Origin of the sequence: Azovibrio sp., assembly GCF_049658005.1 — a bacterium.
Classification (GTDB): Bacteria; Pseudomonadota; Gammaproteobacteria; order Burkholderiales; family Rhodocyclaceae; genus Azovibrio.
This window is the reverse complement of the sequence record NZ_JBASOH010000060.1, coordinates 1-3,512: the sequence shown is the minus strand read 5'-3', so window position 1 is coordinate 3,512 and position 3,512 is coordinate 1. Positions and strand designations below refer to the sequence as shown.

Below are 3,512 nucleotides of genomic sequence, written 5' to 3'. Positions count from 1 at the left end.
GCTTCGCCGCGCGCTGCGAACGTCGCCAGCCCGTCTGCGAAACCGAGGCGCCAGGGCTGATGCCCGTGGGCGATGAGGGCGGGGTGCGCTGCCATTTTCCCGGACCGCGGCCCGGATCGGCCGCCGTGGAAATCTTGCCGGTGCCGCTGCCAGCGTTGCCAGTAGCGGCCCGGCCGTTACTGGAAATCGAAGCGCTGAAGGTGCATTTCCCCATCCGCAAGGGTTTTTTGCAGCGGGTGTGCGGCCATGTGCGGGCGGTGGATGGGGTGAGCCTCGAGCTCAGCCCGGGCCGCACCCTCGCCCTGGTGGGGGAGTCCGGCTGCGGCAAGACCACGGTGGCCAAGGCCCTGATGCAGCTCCTGCCGCGTAGCGGCGGGGAAGTGCGCTGGCAGGGGACTTTGATCGAGGCCAAGGACAAGCGGCAGATCCAGGCTCTGCGGCGCAAGATGCAGATGGTGTTCCAGGACCCCTTTGCCTCCCTCAATCCCCGCATGCGGGTGGGCGACATTCTGCTGGAGGGGATGCTCGCCCTGGGCGTTGCCGCTTCAGCCGAGGCCGGCCGGCCGGCCTGCGTCGCCCTCCTTGAACAGGTGGGCATGAAGGCGGAAGCCCTGGAGCGCTACCCGCACGAGTTTTCCGGCGGCCAGCGCCAGCGCATCGCCATTGCCCGGGCCCTGGCCGTGGCGCCGCAACTCTTGCTCTGCGATGAGCCGACCTCGGCCCTGGATGTGTCGGTCCAGGCCCAGATCCTCAACCTGCTGCGCGACCTGCAGGCCGAACTCAAGGTGGCCTACCTCTTCATCACTCACAACTTTGCCGTGGTGGAATACCTGGCCCAGGAGGTGGCGGTGATGTATCTGGGCCGGGTGGTGGAGCAGGGACCGGTCGAGCAGGTGCTCACGGCCCCGGCCCATCCCTACACCGAGGCGCTGCTCTCGGCCGTGCCTCGCATCAGCGGCGGGCGCCCGATCCTGCGCCTGCAGGGGGAAACCCCGTCGCCCGCCCATCCGCCGGAAGGCTGCCACTTCCATCCCCGTTGTCCGAAGGCCCTGGAGCAGTGCCGTAACGCTTACCCGCCGCTACGGCCACTGCCAGGCGGGGTGCAGGTGGCCTGCCATCTGGCCTGCTAGCGGCTACGCGGATGATCAGCTGTCGAGCCGGATGGTGAGGGTGGACCCGACCTTGAGATGGCTGCCGGCAAGGCTGTTCCAGCGCTTGATGTCGTCGAGTTCGACGTTGTAGCGCCGGGCGATGGAAAAGAGCGTATCCCCCTTTTTCACCTTGTGATGCGCGACCTTGGCAGCCGCCGGCTTCCTGCTGCGGCTGTCGGCCTTGGTCATCTTTTTGGCCTCTTCCTTCTTCACCTTTTTCCCAGGCGCCTCACGGCTTGCCCTGGGGGCGGGTTCATCCTTTACGGCCTGTCTCCGGGCGAGGATCGTGGCCCCGTCTCTCACCTTGAGCCGGGTGCCGGCGCTCAGTTTTTTGCCCTTCAGTTTGTTGAGCTGCCGCAGTTCGGTCGTGCTGATGCCGTACTTGCGGGCGATGGCCTGCAGGGTGTCGCCCTTTTTGACCTTGTGGAACTGCGCCGGGGTGGCGGGAATTTCGGCCAGCACGGGCAGGGTGGGGGGCAGCAAGATGGCGGGATCGCCTTGCGCATCCTCTTCCTGGGTCGGGACCAGCAGGGTCTGGCCGGGCCGGACGCGGATGTGGCCCTCCAGGCCGTTGACCCGTTTCAGGTCGACCAGGGTGATGCCAAAGCGGGGCGCTATCTGTTCGAGCTGCTCGCCGGGCTGAAGGGCATAGGTCTTCCAGTTGCTCAAGGGTTCGTCGTGGGCGGCGAGCCCAGTCTTGAAGCTTTCGTACTGGTGGGCAGGAATCACCAGCATCGAATCGGCCTGGATGACAGGGCGGTGGTGGGATGGGTTGAGGGCCGTGAATTCTTCCACACTCAGACCCGCGAACTGGGCGGCCAGCTTGATGTCGATGGGGGCTTCCGTTACCACGGTACGGAAATAGGGGCGGTTGGGGATCGAGGCGATCCCGAGTTCCACCATCAGGCGGGGATTGCTGAAAATGTTCTTGAGCGCCTGCAACTTGGGAACGTAATGCCGGGTCTCGTTGGGCATGGAGAGGTTGGAGTAGTCACCTGGCAGGCCCTTCGCCTCATTTTTGGCGATGGCGCGGCCCACCGCCCCTTCGCCCCAGTTGTAGGAAGCCAGGGCCAGATGCCAGTCGCCATGCAGTTCATAGATGGACTGCAGGTAATCCAGGGCGGCGCTGGTGGAAGCGACGATATCCTGGCGCTGATCGTGCCACCAGTTCTGCTCCAGATTGAAGGTCCTGCCGGTGGAGGGAATGAACTGCCACAGCCCCGAGGCGTGGGCGGAAGAATAGGCCATGGGGTTGTAGGCGCTCTCCACCATGGGTAGCAGGGCCAGTTCCGTGGGCATGCCGCGCCGTTCCAGCTCATCGACGATGTGGTGCAGGTAGGGACGGCTGCGTTCCACCATGCGCCGCAGTCCTTCCGGATGGGACTGGTAGTACTGCTGATGGCGCAGCACCAGTTCGTCGTTGAGGTTGGGCATGGCAAAGCCGTTGCGGATCCTGACCCACAGGTTTTCCGTCGGGGCGGTGAGATCGACGGCCTGGGAAATTTCTGGCGGCTGAGCGATTTCCTCCCTTTCCAGGGGGGCATGGGAATCGGGATCGGCGTGCAGCTGAGGGGCAAACAGGCTGCAGGAGAAGGCCAGCAGGAGTGCTTGAAGGCTGACCGGGCGCAGGGGGAAAAAATTACCACGCAGCCGCTTCTTCATCGAGTGTCCTTTGTCCTGAATTTTGTCGGGCGGGCAGATTGCCGGGATAACCCGCCTCGAAGGGGGAGGATTATAGTCCTGCCACGGCTGGGTGATAAGCCGGTGAGTTCAAATTCGAAGTGCAACACCGACCCGGAGGTCAATGTGTTGTGTTGGGCAAGAACGCCAGCCGCAAGATGAGACGGGCCCCATGAACGGGGCCCGTCGGCATGCTGCGGTGTCGAGGGCGGCTTGTCAGCCGAGGGTATCTTTCCAGATGGTGGTGGCCCAGGCCCGGGTGTAGAGGCCTTCTTCCTCCGAGGCTTCCCTTGAGACGCCGCCGGAGCCTTCCACGACCAGGGGCACCTTCTTTTCCGGGTGGTAGCGGTGCACCGAAGCCTTTGGCGGCCAGGGCGGCGCCGGGCACGGCGGCCAGGGTGAGAGAGGCGGCGGCGGAGGCGCCGATGCCCTGCAACAGGCGACGACGTTCAGGATTGAATTTGTTCATGACAGGCTTCCCTTATTTCTGCTTGGAAAAGTAGTCCGCCAGGAGGACGATTTCCCCGAGCCCGGAGAAGGGTTGCCCGCGCGACTCTATTAGCAATTTGATCCAGGCAGGGAAATCTCCGCGACCAAGCCGCCGCCTTCTCTGGGCCTCAATTCAAGGGTGCCGCCGAAGCGCTCCACAATCGCCCGCACAATCGAAATGCCCAGGCCCGC

At 64.5% G+C, this 3,512-nt stretch carries 4 protein-coding genes; 1 reads left to right on the top strand and 3 read right to left on the bottom strand.

From position 1 onward, the window contains the following. Nucleotides 1–1,130: oligopeptide/dipeptide ABC transporter ATP-binding protein (locus WBH99_RS06395; RefSeq protein ID WP_424219270.1), on the top strand; the 1,130-nt coding region annotated here is incomplete at its 5' end. A 15-nt stretch (nucleotides 1,131–1,145) separates the two neighbouring features. On the opposite strand, the gene WBH99_RS06390 is transcribed toward WBH99_RS06395, so the two are convergent. From WBH99_RS06390 to WBH99_RS06380, 3 genes are all read right to left on the bottom strand, one after another. Then, nucleotides 1,146–2,813 carry a LysM peptidoglycan-binding domain-containing protein gene (locus WBH99_RS06390; protein WP_424219269.1) on the bottom strand — a complete coding sequence of 556 codons (1,668 nt, stop codon included), beginning with the start codon at nucleotides 2,811–2,813 and terminating at the stop codon, nucleotides 1,146–1,148. A gap of 234 nt (nucleotides 2,814–3,047) precedes the next feature. Continuing rightward, nucleotides 3,048–3,185: an FCSD flavin-binding domain-containing protein gene (locus tag WBH99_RS06385; protein ID WP_424219268.1), complete on the bottom strand. Its 138-nt coding sequence runs from the start codon at nucleotides 3,183–3,185 to the stop codon at nucleotides 3,048–3,050. A gap of 204 nt (nucleotides 3,186–3,389) precedes the next feature. Next, nucleotides 3,390–3,500: a hypothetical protein gene (locus WBH99_RS06380; protein ID WP_424219271.1), complete on the bottom strand. Its 111-nt coding sequence runs from the start codon at nucleotides 3,498–3,500 to the stop codon at nucleotides 3,390–3,392. Between the last annotated feature and the right edge of the window lie 12 nt (nucleotides 3,501–3,512).